Genomic DNA, 19,882 nt, shown 5'->3' on the forward strand with positions numbered 1-19,882 from the left:
GCGTTGCGCCTGCGCCCCTTTGCCCGCCTGGCGCCTTGGTCTACAAGCATCGCCATGACAGACTCCTCGACCCCAACCCTCCCGTTCGACGAGCTGACGCGCGCCGTCCAGGCCCGCCGCTCCATCTATGGCGCAATCAGCGGGCTTCGCCTTGATCGGGCCGCGCCCGGCGAAGCCTGGTCGAGCCTGGCCTATCGCCCGGAGTTCGTCGGCGACACCGAGACCGGCGTCCTGCATGGCGGCGTCGTCACCGCCATGCTCGACGAGAGCTGCGGCATGGCCGTGCAGCTCGCGCTCGACGGCAGCCGCGCGATCGCAACGCTCGACCTGCGGATCGATTACCAGAAGCCTGCGACGCCGGGCTTCGACATCCGCGCGCATGCGGTCTGCTATCGCGTCACCCGCCTGATCGCCTTCGTACGCGCGACCGCCTACCAGGAGTCCGAGGACGATCCGGTCGCCACCGCGACTGCCTGCTTCATGATCGATGCCAACCGGAGCAACATGCTGATGGATCGCGCATCGGCGATCGGCACGTCGTTGCCGACCCTCGCCGCGCCGGACGATCCGGATGGGCCGTTCGCCGGCAGCCCGTTCGCAAGATGTCTCGGGATCCGCGCCGGCCGCGACGACACCCTGGTGATGCCATTCTCACAACAGATCATCGGCAACCCGATCCTGCCCGCGATTCACGGCGGCATCACCGGTGCCTTCCTCGAAACGACGGCGATCGTCGGCGTCACGCGCGAGCTCGGCGTCGAGGCGCGGCCGAAGCCGATCGGGCTCACCATCAACTACCTGCGCTCGGGCCGCGCGCTCGACAGCCACGCCCGGGTGTCGATCGTCAAGCAGGGCCGGCGCGTCGTCGCGTTCGAGGCGCAGGCCTGGCAGGACGATCCGGCCAAGCCGATCGCGTCGGCCTTCGGTCACTTCATGCTGCGGCAGACGCCGGGCCTCGATGAGGGATAGCGCCGCGCCGCGAACGATCATCCACCCGGCGTCAGGATCGCCTGCTTCGCCGCATGCCAGCTCGCCTCGTCGGGTGCGCACAGCAGCCCGCCCGCCAGATTGACGGGCTTGTAGGGTGATCCGTCGAAATGCGCGCTGTATCCGCCGGCCTCGCGATGCAGCAGCCAGCCGGCGGCGTGATCCCACGGCATCAGCTTGTTGTAGAACAGCAGATGGCAATGCCCCGACGCCGCCATGCGGTATTCATGCGCGGAGCATCTCAGCCATGCGCTCATGCCGAGTTTCGACAGGTTGCCGGTGACGGTGGTTCGCAGCGGCTCCAGAACGAAATTAACGCCGATCACCGCATCCATCTCTTTGACCGGCGCGGCCGCGGCGACCTTGAGGTCGTGGCGCTTGCCGTCCTGGGCCGCGAGCCAGGCGCCCTCGCCGCGCAGCGCGAACGCGGTGTCACTGCAGACCGGATCATGGATTGCGCCGAACACGATCTCGCCGCGCATGGTGGCGGCAACCATGCTCCCGAACAGCGGCAGGCTGGAGGTGAAGTTTCGCGTGCCGTCGATCGGGTCGATGATGAAGGCAAGCTCCGCCGTCCCGACGTGGTCGAGCGCGGCGGGGTCGCGCGCCGTCCCCTCCTCGCCGATGATGGCGGCGCCGGGAAAGGCGCGCAGCAGCGCCGCAGAAATCGCCTGCTCGGCGGCCTCGTCGGCTTCGGTCACCACGTCGAAGGCGGAGGTCTTGGTGCGGACCTCGATCTCCCGCACGCGGCGGAACCGCGGCATGATCTCGGTGCGGCCGACATCGGCCAGGATGTTTCCGATGATCAGCGCATCGGCATGGGACAGTTTCACGCGGCGTTCTCCTGCGGTGAGTCGGGATCCTACCGCAGAAATGTGACCGCGTGGCCGCCGGCGATGCTGGTATCCGATCTCCCCGTGCGCCGCGGCGCCGGCCAGACTTCAGTAGTCGATCTCGGAGAGATCGCCGACCACCAGCAAGGCTCCGGTGAAGTCATCCTCGCCAAAATAGGCGCTGCGGGTGATGACGGCAGGAATGCCGGCGCGCGACGCGGCCATGAGACCGTTGCCGGAATCCTCGATGGCGATGCAGTCCGCCGGACCGAGCCCGAGCCGGGCCAGCACCTCGACATAGACATCGGGCGCCGGCTTCTTGCGGGGAACGTCGTCGCCGGCAACGATGGTCTCGAACAGATCGGCCCAGTCGAGGCCGAGCGCGACCGAGAGCAGCGCATCGATATTGCCATGCGAGGTTGTCGTGGCGATCGCCAGCCGCTGGCCGCGGCTCCGCGCACTCCGGAGCCAGGCTCTCACACCCGGCCGCAGCGGGCAGCCGCCAGCCGCTATCAGCGCGGCATAGCGCGCGGTCTTGATCCTGTGCAGGTCGGCGATATCGGCAAATGTCAGCGACGGAGTGGCGTTGCGCTGGTCGAACGCGCGTATGCGCTCCTTGCCGCCGGCGACGCGGAGCAGCCGCCCATAGGTGACCTTGTCCCAGGACCAGTCGAGGCCGGCTTCGGCGAACGCCTCGTTGAAGGCGCGGCGATGCACCTCCTCGGTCTCGGCCAAGGTGCCGTCGACATCGAAGATCAGCGCGCGGGCGCTCGCGATGACATCGCGCATCCCGGCGGTCCGGATCGCTGCGAGCGCCTGGTTCATCGTCCTTCGCCTGCCGTCCCCTTGGTGAACACGCGGCTCGCCAGCACGTCGCCGGCTTCGATCGACATCACGTCGTCAGCAGTGAGCGTGCGATCGAGCTTAGCCACGATCCGGTTGGCCTGGCGCAGCCGGATACGATCCAGCGCGTTGCGGATCGAGCGTGCGTTGGAGAACAAGGGCTGCACCTTGCGTGCAGCGATGTAACGGATGAAGGCCTCGCGTGCTTCGGGAGAGAAACGATAGTTCTGCTGCTGCAGCATCAGCTCGGCGATCCAGAGCAGCTCTGCGTCCGAATAGTCGGGGAAGTCGACATGGTGCGCGATGCGCGACCGGAAGCCCGGATTGCTCTGGAAGAACTTTTCCATCCGGTCGCCATATCCGGCCAGGATCACCACCAGGTCCTCGCGCTGCTGCTCCATCACCTGCAGCAGGATCTCGATCGCCTCCTGGCCGTAGTCGCGCTCGTTCTCGGGCCGATAGAGATAATAGGCCTCGTCGATGAACAGCACGCCGCCCATCGCCTTCTTCAGGATCTCCTTCGTCTTCGGCGCCGTGTGGCCGATATACTGCCCGACGAGATCGTCGCGCGTGACGCTGATGACGTGGCCGCGGCGTACGAAGCCGAGGCGATGCAGGATGCCGGCCATCCTGAGCGCCACCGTGGTCTTGCCGGTGCCGGGATTGCCGGTAAACGACATGTGCAGGGTCGGGAATGTGGTCGCGAGCGCCATCTTCTGCCTGATGCGCTCGACCAGCAGCAACGACGCGATTTCGCGGATGCGCGTCTTCACCGGCTTGAGCCCGATCAGTTCGGAATCGAGCTGGTCGAGCACCGCGCCGATGCCGAGATCGGCGAATTCATGCCGGAGGTCGACGGTCTCGAGCGGCGTCTCCCGGACTTGTTCTTGCGTTTGCGTCATCGTCCTCTCGTATCGAAAAGCTCCGTCGCCGCGCGGCAGCGACGACGGAGAAGTGCATCCGGACCAGGACGGCCGAGGGAGCAATCCGCCTGGCTTCAACCGGACGCGGTCACTGGTCGGCGTAGCGCTCCCCCTCGGGGCGCGTGGCGGCATAGGCATGCGTCGCGTAGCGGATGTTGCGCCCGACGGATTCCTGCCGGTCGAGCCGGAAGCCAGGCTCCTCCCGTGGCCGGTTGACGATGAAGGAGATGCGAACCGACTCCCAGCCGTGGCTGGAATCGAAGCCGGAGATCCGGATGTAGCGATCGCCATAGACCCGCCGGCAGTCGGCGAGCTCCTTCATGATGCCTGCGGCGTCGCGCAGGTCGAACATGGGCAGGCCCCACATCTCCCAATAGGTGTTGCGGGGATGCGGATCATCGGTGAACTCGATGTTCACCGCCCACCCCTTGTCGAGGCAATATTGCACCTGCGCCGAAATCTGCTCGTCGGTGAGATCAGGCAGGAACGAAAAGCAGCCCTGGGTTATGCGCATGAGAAACTCCTGTCAGACCGCCATGCTCGGCGTTGGAACGAAATCGGGAGCATCCGTGGAGTCGTAGTTGAAGGTGACGTCCTTCCAGACGTCGAGCGCCTCGCGCAGCGGCGTGCAGGTCTGCGCCGCCTTCGCCAGGATCTCCGGCCCTTCATGGACGTAGTCGCGTCCTTCGTTGCGGGCGAGGATCATGGCTTCCAGCGCGACACGGTTGGCGGTGGCGCCGGCCTGAATGCCGCGGGGGTGGCCGATCGTGCCGCCACCGAACTGCAGCACGACGTCCTCGCCGAGCAGGTCGAGCAGCTGGTGCATCTGGCCGGCATGAATGCCGCCGGAGGCCACCGGCATCAACTTGTTGAGGCTCGCCCAGTGCTGGTCGAAGAACACGCCGTGCTCGAGCCGCATCGGATTGAAGTCCTCGCGGCAGATATCGTAGTAGCCGCGCGTCGTGTTCGGGTCGCCCTCGAGCTTGCCGACCACCGTGCCGGCATGGATGTGATCGACACCGGCCAGCCGCATCCACTTGGCGATCACGCGGAATGAGACGCCGTGGCTGCGCTGCCTGGTATAGGTCGAGTGCCCGGCGCGGTGCAGATGCAGGATCATGTCGTTCTTGCGCGCCCACTTCGCCATCGACTGGATCGCCGTGTAGCCGATCACCAGATCGATCATGACGATGTTGGAGCCGAGCTCATGGGCGAACTCTGCGCGCTCATACATATCCTCCATCGTCGCCGCGGTGACGTTGAGATAGGTGCCCTTGATCTCGCCGGTCGCGGCCTGGGCGCGGTTGACTGCCTCCATGCAGTACAGGAAGCGCTCGCGCCAGTGCATGAAGGGCTGCGAGTTGATGTTCTCGTCGTCCTTGGTGAAGTCGAGCCCACCTTTCAACGCCTCGTAGACGACGCGGCCGTAGTTGCGGCCGGACAGCCCGAGCTTCGGTTTGACCGTGGCGCCGAGCAAGGGACGACCGAACTTGTCGAGCCGCTCGCGCTCCACGACGATGCCGGTTGCCGGGCCCTGGAATGTCTTCACATAGGCGGTCGGAAGCCGCATGTCCTCGAGCCGCAGCGCCTTCAGCGGCTTGAAGCCGAAGACGTTGCCGATGATCGACGCGGTCAGGTTCGCGATCGAACCCGGCTCGAACAGGTCGAGATCGTAGGCGATATAGGCGAAGTAGCTGCCCGGCGAGTTCGGCACCGGATCGACGCGGTAGCACTTTGCCCGGTATTTTTCCGCGGCGGTCAGCCGGTCGGTCCACACCACCGTCCAGGTCGCGGTCGAGGATTCGCCCGCCACTGCGGCGCAGGCTTCGGTCGGGTCGACACCATCCTGCGGCGTGACGCGGAACAGCGCGATGACGTCGGTGTCCTTGGGCTCGTAGTTCGGCTCCCAATAGCCCATGCGTTTGTATTCCATCACGCCGGACTTGTAGCGATCCTTGCCGCGCACCGTGATCGACTGCTGCATATTCATGTGGATCTCCTGTCGTTCGCGGCGGCGTCAGGCCGCCTGTGTCATCTTTCCGATCTGCGGATCGAGGGTGCCGGAGCGATAGCGCTTGGCCATCTCCGGCAGTGGAACCACCTTGATCTTCCCGGCATTGCCGGCCGTGCCGAACTGCTCGAAGCGGTCGCGGCAGAGCTCGCGCAATGCGTCCATCGCGGGTTTCAGGAACTTGCGCGGGTCGAACTCGCTCTTCGCCTGCACGGCAACCTTCCGGAACGCTGCGGCCATCGCGAGGCGGCAATCGGTGTCGATATTCACCTTGCGGACGCCGTGCCTGATGCCGCGGACGATCTCCTCGACCGGCACGCCCCAGGTCTGCGGCATCTCGCCGCCGAACTGGTTGAACAAGTCCTGCAACGGCTGCGGCACCGAGGACGAGCCGTGCATCACCAGATGCGTGTTAGGCAGCCGCGTATGGATTTCCTCGACCACGCGCATCGCCAGGATCTCGCCGTCAGGCTTGCGCGTGAACTTGTAGGCGCCGTGCGAGGTGCCCATCGCGATCGCAAGCGCATCGACCTTGGTGGCGCGGACGAAGTCGACGGCCTGGTCCGGATCAGTCAGGAGCTGGTCATGGCTGAGCTGGCCCTCGACGCCATGGCCGTCCTCCTGCTCGCCGCCGCCGTGCTCCAGCGAGCCGAGGACGCCGAGTTCGCCCTCGACCGAGGCGCCGACCCAGTGTGCCATCTCGACGACGCGGCGGGTGATGTCGACGTTGTAACCATAGTCCGCCGCGGTCTTGGCGTCCGCCTTCAGCGAGCCGTCCATCATGACCGAGGTGAAACCGTAGCGGATCGCGCTGGCGCAGGTCGCCTCCTCGTTGCCATGGTCGAGATGCAGGCAGAGCGGGATCTGCGGGTACATCTCCTCCAGCGCATCGATCATCTTCGCCAGCATGATGTCGTTGGCATAGGCCCGGGCGCCGCGCGACGCCTGGATGATGACCGGCGCATCGCAGGCCGCCGCCGCCTCCATGATGGCAAGGCCCTGCTCCATGTTGTTGATGTTGAAGGCCGGCACGCCGTAGCCGCGCTCGGCGGCGTGATCCAGCAATTGCCTCAGGGTTATCCGAGCCATGGGGTCCTCCTTTCAGTTCGATCGACGGGACACACGCTTTGCCGCGGCGGTGACAGCGGCGGGCGTGATGCCGAATTGATGGTAGAGCACGTCGGCGGGCGCGGAGGCGCCGAAGCCGGTCATGCCGACAAACTCGCCGTCCTCTCCGAGCCACTTCGCCCAGTCGCCTTCGACCGCGGCTTCGACGCCGACGCGCGGCGCCTCGCCCAGAACCTTTGCGCGATAGTCGCTCGGCTGCTGGCGGAACAGGTCGAAGCACGGCGCCGAGACGACCGCGGCCTTGATCCCTGCTTCCGCCAGCAGCTTTGCGGCTTCGAGCGCGATCGACACCTCCGAACCCGTCGCAATCAGGGTGACGTCACGCGCGAAATCGGGCTCGACGAGAACGTAGGCGCCGAGCGCGACCTGGTTGTCTTTGGTGCCGTCGCGAACCGTCGGCAGCGCTTGCCGCGACAGGCAGAGGATCGATGGCGAGGTTTCGGCTTTCAGCGCGCAGTCCCAGGCTTCCGCCGTTTCGACCGCATCGGCCGGACGAAACACCAGCACGTTCGGGATGGCGCGCAGCGCAGCCAGATGTTCCACCGGCTGATGCGTCGGCCCGTCCTCGCCGAGCCCGATCGAGTCATGGGTCATCACGTGGATGACGCGGATCCCCATCAGCGCCGCAAGGCGGATCGCCGGCCGGCTGTAATCGGCGAAGGAAAGGAACGTGCCGCCATAGGGAATGAAGCCGCCATGCAGCGCGATCCCGTTCATCGCGGCGGCCATGCCGTGCTCGCGGATGCCATAATGAATGTAGCTGCCGTCGAGCGTTTCCGGCCGAACCGGCACTTGGGTCTTCGCCAGGGTCAGGTTGGAGTGCGTGAGATCCGCCGAACCGCCAAGCAGGTTCGGCAAGGCTTGCGCGATGACGTCGATCACCTGCTGCGACGCCTGTCTTGTCGCGAGCTTCGGCCGCTCAGACGCGAAGCGCGCCGTCAGCGTCGCCATCGCCTCGGTATAGGCGCAGGGCAATTTCCGGTTCAACGCATCATGGAACGGGGAACGCTCGCCGTTGCAGGCGCGCCGCGACCGCTCGATCCAGGCGCGGCGGGCATCGCGGCCGCGCGCGCCGATCCCGCGCCATTCGGTCAGCACGGCATCCGGCACGTCGAACGCCGGATACGGCCAGCCGAGCGCCGCACGGGTCTTGCCCACCTCCTCGGCGCCGAGCGGTGCCCCGTGGACCTTCTCGCTGCCCTGCCGGTTCGGCGCGCCGAACCCGATGACCGTGCGGCAGGCGATCAGCGACGGACGATCGCTGGCCTTGGCCTGCCGGATCGCCGCAGCGATGGCCTGCGGATCGTGGCCGTCGATGCTGCTGACGTTCCAGCCGCTCGCCTTGAACCGCGCGGCCTGGTCGTCGGAGCAGGACAAGGAGGTGGCGCCGTCGATCGAGATGCGGTTGTCGTCGAACAGCACGACCAGCCGGTTGAGCCGCAGATGGCCGGCGAGCGAGATCGCTTCGTGGCTGATGCCCTCCATCAGACAACCATCGCCGGCGATCACGTAAGTAAAGTGATCGACGAGGTCGTCGCCGAAGCGCGCGTTCATCAGCCGCTCGGCGAGCGCCATGCCGACAGCCGTGGCAATGCCCTGCCCGAGCGGTCCGGTCGTCGTCTCGACACCGGGCGTATGACCATATTCAGGATGTCCCGGGGTCTTCGATCCCCACTGCCTGAACGCCTTGAGCTGGTCGAGCGTCATGCTCTCGTAGCCCGTCAGATAGAGCAGCGCATAGAGCAGCATCGAGCCGTGACCGGCCGACAGCACGAAGCGGTCGCGGTCCGGCCAGGCCGGATCGGTCGGGTCGAACTTGAGGAAGTCCGAGAACAGGACGGTCGCGACATCGGCCATGCCCATCGGCATGCCCGGGTGGCCGGACTTCGCCTGTTCCACCGCGTCGATAGCGAGGAAGCGGATCGCGTTCGCCATCTCGGCATGGCTGACGCCGGGGCGGCTGGCTACGGACGCAAGTGCGGTCATATCGTTCGCCTCTTTCGTTCGATCAGTTGCAGGATCAGCGGGGTGAGGATGAGCTGCATCGCCAAATCGAGCTTCGCGCCATGAACCACGATCGAGTTGGCGCGCGACATAAAGCTGTGCGGGATCATCGACAGCAGGTAGGGAAAATCGATGCCGCGCGGGTTCTTCAGCCGGATCACCACCATCGATTCATCCGGCGTCGGGATCCAGCGCGCGATGAACGGGTTCGAGGTATCGACCGTCGGCACGCGCTGGAAGTTGATGTCGGTCTCGGTGAACTGCGGGCAGATGTAGTTCACGTAGTCGGGCATCCGCCGCAGGATGGTGTCGGTCACCGCCTCCGTGGAATAGCCGCGATGGCTGCGGTCGCGATGCAGCTTCTGGATCCATTCGAGGTTGATGACCGGGACGACGCCGATCTTGAGGTCGGCATGCTGCGCGACGTTCACCTTGTCGGTGACCACGGCGCCATGCAGGCCCTCGTAGAACAGCAGATCGGAATTTTCCGGCAACGGCTCCCACTCGGTGAAGGTGCCGGGCTTGGCGCCGTAAAGCCGCGCCTCCTCCTCGTCGTGCACATAGTGGCGCGTCGTTCCGGTGCCGGTCTCGGCATAGTCGCGGAACAGCTTCTCCAGCTCCTCGAACAGGTTGGTCTCGGGGCTGAAATGGCTGAAATGCTTGTTGCCGTGCTCAGCCTTCTCCAGCATCTTGCTGCGCATCTCGGCGCGGTCGTAGCGGTGGAACGCATCGCCCTCAATGTAGGCCGCGACCACATTCTCCCGACGGAAGATGTTCTCAAACGTCTTCTTCACCGAGGTGGTGCCGGCGCCGGACGAGCCGGTGATCGAGATGATGGGATGTCGACGTGACATGCGGTCCCCCTCAGCGGAACAGGCCGCGCCGTGCGAACAGCGGGGCATCGCTGCTCTCGAACAACGGCTCGACGGTCAGGTGGATCGCATCGACGTCGCGCACGGCGCGCGTCGATCCCATGATGAGGGGCACGCGCTGATGTGGCGTGCGTGCCGACAATTCAAGGATGCGCGACCGCCCGTTCGACGCGGCGCCGCCCGCCCATTCCATGATCAGCGCGATCGGATGCGCCTCATAAAGCAGACGCAACCGGCCTTCGCGGTAGCCCGGGCGCGCATCCGCAGGGTAGAGGAACACGCCACCGCGCATCAGGATACGGTAGGCCTCGGCCACCAGCGAGCCGATCCAGCGCATGTTGAAATCCTGGCCGTGCTCACCGTTGACGCCGGCAAGGCACCGGTCAATGTAGCTGCGCACCGCGCCGCTCCAGTGCCGTCGGTTCGACGCGTTGATCGCGAATTCCGGCGCATCCGGCGGCACCCGCAGATCGCGCCCGGTCAGGACGAACTCTCCGGTGCGCGGATCGAGCGTGAAGCAGTCGACACGCTGGTCGAGCGCCAGCACCAGCACGGTCTGCGGGCCGTAGATGAAGCAGCCGGCGGCACATTGCGCGGTGCCGGGCTCGAAGAAGGTCGAGATGATGTCGTGTGCTTTCGGCCTGATCGAGAAGATCGTGCCGACCGAGATGTTGTTCTCGAGATTGGCAGATCCGTCCAGCGGATCGATCGCTACGCAAAGTGGCGCATCGGCGTCGAGCGTCTCCGGCAGTTCCGCCTCCTCCGACAACACGGCCGCGACCGGCGCGGTCCGCAGCGCGTCGCGCATCAGGCTGTCCGCAACGATGTCGATGGTCTTTTGGCGATCGCCGTCGGGATTGATGCCGCCGCTCTCACCGCCGATCCCGGCAAGGGAGCCGGCAGCAATGGTGCGTGCGAGCTCGACCGCTGCGCCGGCGAGCGCCTCGATCACCGCGACCGTGGCTGCACGCAAAGGGTTTTGCTGCGCCGGCCACTCCAGATGGGCATGCAACGAAGGACGAATCTCCACGGGCCTCTCCCTTTGATCGCGCCCACTTTGCCGAGGCTTCGACCGGCGACCCCACCGGAGTCGCCTCGCCACTATCAACGCGCGAATTGCCGAATTAGGGAAATTTTATTATCTTTGGTCTCGCCAAAGTATTCCTTATGGGAGGGCTCACCATGGCCGGCTACTTCACGCGGGATCTCACCATCCGCCAGCTGCGCGCGCTGTCCGCGGTGCACGAGGCCGGTTCGATCACGTCGGCGGCCAATCGCCTCAACCTGACGCAGCCGGCAGTGACGCTCCAGCTCCGCAACCTGCAGGCACTCGCCGGGCTCCCGCTGATCCAGCGCACCGGCGACGGCATGGCATTGACGGACGCCGGCGCCCATGTGCTGACGCTGGTCGAACGGATCGAAGCGGCGCTGAAGGATTGCGAGCAGTCGCTGGACATGATCGCAGGCCGCAGCGGTGGACGCGTCGCGATGGGCGCGGTCAGCACCGCGAAATACTTCGTGCCGTTCGCGATCGCGGCGTTCTCGCGCCGCTTTCCCCAAATCGAGGTCACGCTCAGGATCGGCAACCGCGAGGAGATCCGCGATGCGCTGCGTGGCTACGACCTCGATATTGCCGTGATGGGCCGGCCGCCGGCCGACGTCGAGGTCGAGATGCGACCGCTCGGCCGGCATCCGCACTTCATCATCGCCGCGCCCGATCACCGGCTGGCACGACGGCGTCACGTCGCCGTCTTGGAGCTCGCCGGCGAGACCTTCATCACCCGCGAGCAGGGATCCGGCACGCGCATGCTGATGGAGCAGTTCTTCGAGCGGGTCGGGCTGACGCCGAAGATCGGCATGGCGATGGACAGCAACGAGACCATCAAACAGGCGGTGATGGCCGGGCTCGGCATCGCCTTCATCTCCCAGCACACCGTGTTTCACGAGCTGGAGGACGGACGGCTTGTGGTGCTGAAGGTGAAGGGACTGCCGATCATCCGGCAGTGGCACGCCGTCCGCCGCACCGACAAGATCCTGCTGCCGCCGGCGCAGGCCATGATGGACTTTCTCGGCAAGGAGGGTTGGCGCTATCTGCCGAACACGCGGTAGGCGCGGTTCAGCGAAGCTTGAGCCGCAGCCAGGCCCATGCGATCACGGGCACCGGCGCGCCAACGGCGAGCCAGGACAGATAACGGCCGACGTCGCCGAACAGCAGCGCGGCCAGCAGCCCCGCGAGCGACAACACGCCGAGCACGATGGGCGCGCCAAAGACCGCGATCCAGCCCTGCGATCGACCGGAGGAAGACGTCATTGAGCCGGCACCGCGTGACCCGTCGGCGTGGCCCGCTTCCGCCGCCGTGCGAACCAGAGATAGAGCCCGCTGCCGATCACGATGATCGTAAGGATATCCAGCACGGCCCAGATGATCTTCAGCGGCATGCCGCCATAGTCGCCGAAATGCAGCGGCTGCGAGATCAGGAGCGCCTGCAGATAGGCGGGCAGCGCCCTTGTGTCCGAAACCTCTGCGGTTTCGCCGTCGAGCAGGACCGGCTTCAAGAGCCGCGAGGTCAGCGGCGTATCGCCGCGCATGAAGGCGGCGTAGTGATGCGACGAGGTGAACGGCGTTCCGGGATATGCGACGAACGCAACGTCCATGCCGGGCGCGGCCTGCTTCGCGTTCGCCACGACCAGATCGAGCGGCGCGAGCTTCACCGGCGGTGGCTTGCCGGCATAGGGCTTCACCATCTCGGCGAGCTCGTTTGCCTTCCACTGGTTCAGCATCAGCTCCGCCCAGGTATTGATCACGCCGGTCAGCCCGACCACCAGCGCCCAGACGATCGTGACCACGCCGATCAGATTGTGCCAGTCGAGCCAGGCGACCCGCCGCGCCGAACGGTCGCGGATGGTGGCGAACCGCATACGGCGGGTGAACGGCCAATACAGCACCACGCCGGAAACGATCGCGACCGCGAACAGCAGTCCCATCCCGCCGAGGAACAGCTTGCCGGGTTGGCCCGCAAACATGTCGGTGTGCAGCTTCAGCACGATCAGCATCGGGCCGACCCCGACTAGCCCGAGCGGCTTCGCCGTCGCCGCATCGAAGGCACGCACGGTCGCGTCATCGGGCCTTCCGTCAGGTGCATTGTTGGTGAACGCCATGACGGCGCCCGGCTCATCCTTGTCCCACGACACATACTGCATCACTCGTCCCGGGTCGGCTGCGAGCGCAGCCTGTACGATCTGCTGCGCGGGCAGCGGCGGCCGCCCGGCTGCGGCCTCCGGCTGCGGCGCATAGCCGAGCGCCTCGTCGATCTCGTGGTGGAAGATCAGCGGCAGCCCGGTGAGGCATAGCAACAACAGAAATACGGTTGAGATCAGGCTGGTCCAGGTATGCACCAGCGACCAGATCCTAACGGTTCGCGCCTTCAGCCGTCCCCCCGTCACCATTTGTAACCCAGGCTCGCGGTAATGCGCCGCCGGTCGCCGTAGAAGCAAGAGGTCGTGCCCGCGCAACTCGCGACATAGATCGTGTCGGCGATGTTGACGACGTTCAGCGCGGCGCGCCAGCCCTGCCATTCATAGTGGATCGCCGCGTCTCCAAGCACCACCGCGGGGACTTCCAGCGTGTTCGTCTGATCGGCATAGGACGAACCGACATAGCGCACGCCACCGCCGAAGCCGAAGCCGGTCAACGGACCCCGCTGGATGGTGTAGTCCGCCCAGATCGATGCCATCTGCTGCGGCGTGTTGGTCGGAGTCTTGCCGATCAGGGCCGGGTTGAGGTCCTTGCTGGTGAAGAGATCGTAGGTCGTGAGTGCGCCGATCAGCTTCAGCCCGGGCAGGGGATTTGCGACGGCCTCGACCTCGAAGCCGCGCGAGGTGACCTCGCCGGTCTGGTTCTGCAGCAGCGGGTTGTTCGGATCGGTCGTCAGCGCATTCTGACGCTTCAGATCGAACCAGGCGAAGGTGAAATGGCCGTCAAAGCCCTTCGGCTCGACCTTGACGCCGACCTCGGCCTGCTGGCCGGTCTCCGGCAGCAACAGCTGGTTCGAGGCGTTGAGGCCGATCACCGGATTGTAGCTTGTCGCATAGGACACATAGGGCGCGACCCCATTGTCGAAATTGTAGATCAGCCCGGCGCGGCCGCTGAACTTGCTGTCCTCACGATTGTACAGCGTGACGCCACTCGGCCGGTCACCCTGGCTGGTCGACACCCAGTCGTTGCGACCGCTCAGCACCAGCGTGAAGCGACCGAGCTTCATCTGGTCCTGCAAATAGGTGCCGAGTTGCTCCTGCGTGATCAGGTAATTGCGGAACGGCGCGCTCGTGAACGGCAGGCTTCCAAGGCCGTAGACGGGGTTGAACACGTTGAGCGACGGCGTCGTGCCGAACTGGAAGTTCTGGTAGTCGTCGATCCGGTAGTCGCGCAGGTCGAGCCCGAACAGCATCGTGTGTTTGACCGGGCCGGTATCGAAGCGATATTCGAGCTGATTGTCGAGATTGGCCTGATTGGCCGTGTCCTTCGCATACCAGTTGTAGCGACCGAGATCGCCGGCTGCCATATCGGTATAGCCATTGCCGACCAGGCCTCTATACGTCACGTCGACATGCGCGAAGCGGGCATTCTGGCGGAAGGTCACGTTATCGGAGAGGTTGCGTTCGAACTGATAGCCGAGCATTTCCTGCTCGCGCGTGAAGGTGTCGATCGAGGGATCGCCGACGAACAATCTGGTCGGAATCCGGCCGAACGGCGCGTTGGTGACGGTGCCGACATAAGGCAGGAAGTTGATGCCGCGCGTTTCGTTGCGTAAGGCGGAGGCAAGCACGGTGAAGGTGGTGTCGGCATCCGGCTTGTAGGTCACCGACGGCGCAATGAAGTAGTTGTTGTCGGGCGTGAAGTTGACCTGGGTACCGCCATTCTGGAGCTGGCCCACCACGCGATAGAACAGCTTGCCGTCCTGCGATTGCGTCGCGACCGGACCACCGACGTCGAAGCCGACATAGGCATTTCCGAAATTGTTGACGCCGGTTTCGATATAGCGGATCGGCTCCGCCGGCGGCATCTTGCTGATCGCGTTGACGATGCCGCTGGGGCTGGAGCCGCCATACAGCGCCGCCGAGGGACCGCGCAGCACCTCGACGCGATCGAGATCGAACGGCTGCAGCTTCCAGCTCGCATAGGATGTGTAGAAGAGCTGCATCCCGTCGAGGAACAGACCGACGTCGTCGGACTTGAAGCCGCGGATCAGGAACCAATCGTTGCGCGTGTCGGCGCCGAACGTGCCGGCAAGTACGCCGGCCGAATAGCGCAGCGTCTCGTCGAACTTGCCGGGCTTCTGGTCGCGGATCTGCTCGCTGCCGACCACCGATACCGACTGCGGCGTCTCCATGATCGGGGTATTGGTTTTGGTTCCGGACGAACTGCGGTGGGCGACATAGCCCTGGATCGGACCGCGCGGGCTCTCGACAAGGCCCACATTGCGAACCGGCGGAGGTTTTTGCGACGCGGCTGGCTGCGCAGCGCGCTGGATGCGACGTGGCGCCGCAGTGGTCGTTCGCCGCCGCGTCTCGGGAGACGCAACCACCACCGGCGGCAACGCCTGCGCGCCGGATTGCTGCGACGAGGTCGTCGTCCCCTGCGCGAAGGATGAATGCGGCAGCAATGCCAATGCGGATGCGGTCGCCGACGCGGCGATCCGCAATAGACATGAATGGTTCAATGCGCCCTGCCCAACTGTAACGGAGTCCCATGGCACGCCGATTTCGCGTCCGGCGTGCCGTTGCTCGGGCTTACGCGAGGGATGAAGATTTCTCTAATAGAAGGGCTCTTAGAAGCGATCCAAGAGTTCGAGCTTTGCGTGCGGCACGCGATCTGGCTGACGCGCTCTCGCGCGATGGTTGCCATGGCAAGTGGCGCGCGGAACTCGCTTCGGTCGATGCGCCGCGCGTGCGGCAATGCACCACAGGCCCGACGGGTCCAATACAAATGCAATCGTCGTCTTAACCTTACCGGCGGTCGGCCCGGGCGCCGGAGCCGCACGCGCTCGGTTGAAAAAGTCGAGGTTGTACCACCCCTTAGCCATTGCGCTCGAGCGGTGTGCGTGCGACATCTTGGCTGCGGAATGCGCACAGTTCCATATCCCTGCGAGGGAGGATGAACCTGCAAACCCCGTCCCCGCCGATGCCTGACTTCAAGGCGTTGTTCGAGGCGGCACCCGGCCTCTATCTGGTGCTGACTCCACCCGACTTTCGTATCGTGGCAGCGAGCGAAGCCTATCTGCGCGCCACGATGACCGAGCGCGCTGCGATCCTTGGGCACGAACTGTTTGAAATATTTCCAGACAATCCTGACGATCCGGCTGCCGACGGCGTGCGGAACCTGCGGGCGTCGCTCGAGCGTGTGGTCCAGTTCAGGCGAGCCGACACCATGTCGGTGCAGAGATACGACATCCGTAAGCCTGATTCAGAAGGCGGTGGCTTCGAGGAGCGCTTCTGGAGCCCGCGCAACTCGCCGGTGTTCGGACCAGGCGGACAGGTCAGCTACATCATCCACCGGGTCGAAGACGTCACCGAATTCATTCATCTGAAACGCCGCGGCGCCGAACAGGACAGGCTGGCGGACCGGCTGCGCGAGCGCACCGAACAGATGGAAGCCGAAATCTTCATGCGTGCACGCGAGATCGAGGCCGCCAGGGAGCAGCTCGAGGCCGAGCAGAAGCTGCTCCAGGTGCAGAAGATGGAGGCGGTGGGGCACCTCACCGGCGGCATCGCGCACGACTTCAACAACATCCTGACCGTCATCACCGGCCTGATCGACATTCTCGCCGACGCCGTGGCGCACGATGCCGCGCTGACGTCGGTCACCAAGATGATCAGCGATGCGGCCTCACGCGGTGCGGAAGTGACCAAGCACCTGCTCGCCTTCTCGCGGCGACAGCCGCTGCAACCGCGCGAAGCGGACCTCAACACGCTGGTGCAGGATACCGCGCGGCTGCTGCGTCCCTCGCTCGGCGAACAGATCGAGATCGAGACGTCACTCGAGCCCGACGCATGGACGGCCTTCATCGATCCCAACCATATGGCGACCGCGCTGCTCAATCTCGCGGTCAATGCGCGCGATGCGATGCCCGAGGGCGGCAAGCTGATGCTCGAGACCGGCAACGTCGTGCTCGACGAAACCTATGCCGCCGCCAATCCCGATGTGCGGCCGGGCGAATACGTCATGGTCGCGGTGAGCGATACCGGTGACGGGATTCCCGAGGCGATCCGCGAGAAGGTGTTCGAGCCGTTCTTCACCACCAAGGACACCGGCAAGGGCACCGGCCTGGGCCTCAGCATGGTCTACGGCTTCATCAAGCAGTCCAATGGCCACCTCAAGATCTATTCCGAAGAGGGCCACGGCACCTCGATCAAGCTCTATCTGCCGCGCAGCAGCGGCGACATGGTCGACGCCGAGCCGCCCGCCCTTGTCGATGCGCGCGGCGGCAGCGAGTCCATCCTCGTCGTCGAGGACGATCCGCTGGTCCGCAACTACGTCAGCGCCCAGCTCGAGCAGCTCGGCTACCGCACCGTGGTCACGGCCAACGGCCCCGAAGCATTGGCCGCACTCGACAAGGGGTTTGTCTGCGACGTCCTATTCACCGACGTCATCATGTCCGGCGGCATGAATGGCCGGCAGGTCGCCGATGCCGTCACCGCCAGGCTGCCGTCAGTGCGCGTGCTCTTTACCTCCGGCTACACCGAGGATGCGATCTTCCACCACGGCCGTCTCGACCCCGACGTGACGCTGCTGCCGAAGCCTTATCGCAAATCCGATCTCGCTCGGATGATCCGGCACGTGCTCACCCAGCCGCCCGCGTCGGCGGCAGCCAAGTAGCTCGGCCGCGTCACAAACATCGTAACCCTCATGGTGAGGAGCGCAGAACGCGCGTCTCGAACCATGAGGCCTCATCTGTGGCCTACATCCTTCGAGACGCCCGCTTCGCGGTCTCCTCAGGATGAGGAGGTACAACATTTATGACGCAGTAAGATTAGGGTCCGAAGCTCGAGCGGCTCTGGATCTTGCACGCGCTACCGAGCAGGCTCAGCAGGTACAGCGAGTCGTAGACGCCGATGACCGAGCCGTACTCGCGACAGCGCGTGTAGCGGGACCGGATAGGTGCGCCTTCGCCGGCGAGGACTCGCATTTGGCCTGGTCGTCACTCGAGCTCTTCGCCTCGACGGTGTAGGTCGCGGCCACCTCCGGCATCATCGGCAAGCACGGCGCATCCCGACAGGAACAGCGCCGCACAGGCCTTGGCGCGCGCTTCGATCTCGCTGCGCGGCGGCACCGGCTTGTGTCCGAACATCACGTCACGCTGCGGCTGGAAGATGAGCATCCCGAGTAGCATGCCTGCGGCAGCTTCGATATCGTCCAGCACGATCCGTCCCCGCCTCTGCTGAACGCCCAGCCAATTGCCCAGCGCGGCAATGGTCCGCTGCATGGCCTTTTCGTAGAATGTCTCGGCAATGTCGGGGAATTTGTCGCTCTCGGCCAGGATGATGCGTTGCATCGCGATAACCTCGGCATCGAGCACGAGATCGGCGCACGTCAGCAGCGCGGCCTCTAGCGCCGCTGCGATATCGCGACCATCACAGGCACCGAGGTTCACGACCGAGACAAACCGATCCATCCGGTCCGTCACCATCCCTTCGAACAGCGCCAGCTTGGTCGGGATCAGCCGGTAGAGCGTCTTGGTGGAAACGCCGGCCCGGCCGGCCACGTCGGCGATATTTGCCGCAGCGAACCCGCGCTCCGCGAATTCACGCCGCGCCGCTTCGAAGATGAGCGCGCGCGTTTCATCGTCGGAGCGAAGCTGCGGCCGTCCGCGGCCGCGCCGCTCCGGCGTTGGCGCGCTTCCCTCTGTCTGAGATTTGGCCTTCCCGTTCATCCGGCGATCCGAGCCATGCTTTTAGATGATGCCTGACATTCTATTGACAGCCCCAATATGGGCTCTATTTTGGAAAACATCAAGTTTCCTAATTTATCGAACGGCCGGTTGCGAGAAATATCGCGCCTTTCCAATAGGATAGAATGATCAGGAGCGTCTGCCATGAGCCAGCATGAAACGTCATTCAAGGCCGAGAGCCAGGTTCCGGCCGAGACCGCCAAGCAGCTGATCGCGAATCCCGAGGCGGCGAAGCCGCCCGCCCAGAAGGGCAAGCTGCGCCGCCTGCTGCTGGCCGGAGTGGCCGCCACCGTGCTTGCGGGCGCAGCCTGGTACGGCTGGAACTACTGGACCGTCGGCCGCTTTCTGGTCTCCACCGACGATGCCTATGTGAAGGCCGACAACACGACGATCGCGCCCAAGGTCTCCGGCTATCTCAGCAACGTGCTGGTCGGCGACAACGAGCACGTGCACGCGGGCCAGGTGCTGGCGCGGATCGACGACCGCGACTTCAAGGTGGCGCTCGATCAGGCCAAGGCCGACGTCGCCGCCGCAGAAGCCGCCGTCACCAGCAAGCGCGCCCAGCTCGACGTGCAACAGTCCGTGATCGAAGCGGCCCGCGCCACGCTTGCGGTCGACACCGCAGCGCAGACCTTCGCCGCGCAGGAGAACAAACGCTACACCGACCTCGCCGGCACCGGGTTCGGCAGCGTGCAGAACGCGCAACAGGCGCAGTCGCGCTACGCCAGCGCGCAGGCGGCCATTGCGCGCGATACTGCCAACCTGGCATCCGCACTGCGTCAGGTGGAGTTGCTCAAGGCCGAGATCGCCCAGGCCGTCGCGGCGCAGGAACGGGCGAGCGCGCTCCAGCATCAGGCCGAGCTCAACCTCGGCTACACCACCATCACCGCACCGATCGACGGCGTCGTCGGCAACCGCACGCTGCGCACCGGCCAGTTCGTCCAGGCCGGCACGCAATTGATGTCGTTGGTGCCGGCCACCGGCGCCTACGTGATCGCGAACTTCAAGGAGACGCAGCTGACCGACGTCCGCAAGGGCCAGCCGGTAGAGATCGCCGTCGACATGTTCCCCGGACAGGTCGTGCACGGTCACGTCGACAGCCTCGCGCCCGCGAGTGGTCAGGAGTTCGCTCTGCTGCCGCCGGACAACGCGACCGGCAACTTCACCAAGGTGGTGCAGCGCATTCCCGTCAAGATCGCGCTCGACGCTACCGCGGTCGAACTGCGGCCCGGCATGTCCGTGATCCCGACCATCGCGACATTGTCGCGTCCGGCCCCCGCCTCGCACGCGAATTCAACTCCGAAAGTCGCTGTCGCCTCCTTCAAATAGGTGA

Annotated in this window: 17 protein-coding genes; 4 read left to right on the forward strand and 13 right to left on the reverse strand. The window is 65.2% G+C overall.

All coding sequences use genetic code 11. The features are described from left to right. Positions 1-54: 54 nt before the first annotated feature. A complete protein-coding gene (locus tag MTX23_RS22455) occupies positions 55-969 on the forward strand; it encodes a PaaI family thioesterase (RefSeq protein ID WP_280972369.1) in 915 nt (304 codons plus the stop codon). Between the two features lie 17 nt (positions 970-986). On the opposite strand, the gene MTX23_RS22460 is transcribed toward MTX23_RS22455, so the two are convergent. The 9 genes from MTX23_RS22460 to MTX23_RS22500 form a co-directional block, all read right to left on the reverse strand. Further along, positions 987-1,820: an inositol monophosphatase gene (locus MTX23_RS22460; RefSeq protein ID WP_280972370.1), complete on the reverse strand. Its 834-nt coding sequence runs from the start codon at positions 1,818-1,820 to the stop codon at positions 987-989. A 108-nt stretch (positions 1,821-1,928) separates the two neighbouring features. Beyond that, positions 1,929-2,645, reverse strand: a complete 717-nt coding sequence (locus MTX23_RS22465) for an HAD family hydrolase (RefSeq protein WP_280972371.1) — start codon at positions 2,643-2,645, stop codon at positions 1,929-1,931. Then, on the reverse strand, positions 2,642-3,565 hold the full coding sequence (gene cbbX, locus MTX23_RS22470; protein WP_280972372.1) for a CbbX protein: 924 nt from the start codon (positions 3,563-3,565) through the stop codon (positions 2,642-2,644). Before cbbX ends, MTX23_RS22465 begins: the two co-directional genes overlap by 4 nt. 109 nt (positions 3,566-3,674) lie before the next feature. Further along, positions 3,675-4,100 (reverse strand): ribulose bisphosphate carboxylase small subunit, encoded by a 426-nt coding sequence (locus MTX23_RS22475; RefSeq protein ID WP_280972373.1) that lies wholly within the window; start codon positions 4,098-4,100, stop codon positions 3,675-3,677. A gap of 12 nt (positions 4,101-4,112) precedes the next feature. Beyond that, entirely contained in the window at positions 4,113-5,576 is a 1,464-nt protein-coding gene (locus tag MTX23_RS22480; protein ID WP_280972374.1) for a form I ribulose bisphosphate carboxylase large subunit, read from the reverse strand. A 27-nt stretch (positions 5,577-5,603) separates the two neighbouring features. Continuing rightward, entirely contained in the window at positions 5,604-6,686 is a 1,083-nt protein-coding gene (gene fba / locus MTX23_RS22485) for a class II fructose-bisphosphate aldolase (protein WP_280972375.1), read from the reverse strand. 12 nt (positions 6,687-6,698) lie between these two features. Beyond that, positions 6,699-8,711 (reverse strand): transketolase, encoded by a 2,013-nt coding sequence (tkt, locus tag MTX23_RS22490; protein ID WP_280972376.1) that lies wholly within the window; start codon positions 8,709-8,711, stop codon positions 6,699-6,701. Next, entirely contained in the window at positions 8,708-9,583 is an 876-nt protein-coding gene (locus MTX23_RS22495; protein ID WP_280972377.1) for a phosphoribulokinase, read from the reverse strand. The genes tkt and MTX23_RS22495 overlap by 4 nt, the downstream gene beginning before the upstream one ends. A gap of 10 nt (positions 9,584-9,593) precedes the next feature. Beyond that, on the reverse strand, positions 9,594-10,613 hold the full coding sequence (locus MTX23_RS22500) for a class 1 fructose-bisphosphatase (protein WP_280978150.1): 1,020 nt from the start codon (positions 10,611-10,613) through the stop codon (positions 9,594-9,596). 170 nt (positions 10,614-10,783) lie between these two features. Here MTX23_RS22500 and MTX23_RS22505 point away from each other — a divergent pair, with 170 nt between their 5' ends. Then, positions 10,784-11,710 (forward strand): LysR family transcriptional regulator, encoded by a 927-nt coding sequence (locus MTX23_RS22505; protein WP_280972378.1) that lies wholly within the window; start codon positions 10,784-10,786, stop codon positions 11,708-11,710. A 7-nt stretch (positions 11,711-11,717) separates the two neighbouring features. Here MTX23_RS22505 and MTX23_RS22510 read toward each other — a convergent pair whose 3' ends face one another. Genes MTX23_RS22510 through MTX23_RS22520 form a run of 3 tightly spaced genes read right to left on the reverse strand, consistent with a single transcriptional unit; the run spans position 11,718 to position 15,321 of the window. Beyond that, positions 11,718-11,912: a hypothetical protein gene (locus MTX23_RS22510; RefSeq protein WP_280972379.1), complete on the reverse strand. Its 195-nt coding sequence runs from the start codon at positions 11,910-11,912 to the stop codon at positions 11,718-11,720. Beyond that, positions 11,909-13,048 carry a PepSY domain-containing protein gene (locus MTX23_RS22515; RefSeq protein ID WP_280972380.1) on the reverse strand — a complete coding sequence of 380 codons (1,140 nt, stop codon included), beginning with the start codon at positions 13,046-13,048 and terminating at the stop codon, positions 11,909-11,911. The genes MTX23_RS22510 and MTX23_RS22515 overlap by 4 nt, the downstream gene beginning before the upstream one ends. Beyond that, positions 13,042-15,321 carry a TonB-dependent siderophore receptor gene (locus MTX23_RS22520; protein ID WP_280972381.1) on the reverse strand — a complete coding sequence of 760 codons (2,280 nt, stop codon included), beginning with the start codon at positions 15,319-15,321 and terminating at the stop codon, positions 13,042-13,044. The genes MTX23_RS22515 and MTX23_RS22520 overlap by 7 nt, the downstream gene beginning before the upstream one ends. A gap of 434 nt (positions 15,322-15,755) precedes the next feature. Between MTX23_RS22520 and MTX23_RS22525 the strand changes: the two genes are divergently transcribed. Then, the gene (locus MTX23_RS22525; protein ID WP_280972382.1) at positions 15,756-17,477 is read left to right on the forward strand and encodes an ATP-binding protein; all 1,722 of its coding nucleotides are present in this window, start codon (positions 15,756-15,758) and stop codon (positions 17,475-17,477) included. A 322-nt stretch (positions 17,478-17,799) separates the two neighbouring features. Here the strand turns inward: MTX23_RS22525 and MTX23_RS22530 are convergent, their stop codons facing one another. Beyond that, on the reverse strand, positions 17,800-18,531 hold the full coding sequence (locus MTX23_RS22530) for a TetR/AcrR family transcriptional regulator (RefSeq protein ID WP_280972383.1): 732 nt from the start codon (positions 18,529-18,531) through the stop codon (positions 17,800-17,802). Positions 18,532-18,693: 162 nt separating this feature from the next. On the opposite strand from MTX23_RS22530, the gene MTX23_RS22535 reads away from it, so the two are divergent. After that, the gene (locus MTX23_RS22535; protein ID WP_280972384.1) at positions 18,694-19,878 is read left to right on the forward strand and encodes an HlyD family secretion protein; all 1,185 of its coding nucleotides are present in this window, start codon (positions 18,694-18,696) and stop codon (positions 19,876-19,878) included. Positions 19,879-19,882 lie beyond the last annotated feature (4 nt).

The organism is Bradyrhizobium sp. ISRA436, assembly GCF_029910015.1.
Taxonomy (GTDB): domain Bacteria; phylum Pseudomonadota; class Alphaproteobacteria; order Rhizobiales; family Xanthobacteraceae; genus Bradyrhizobium.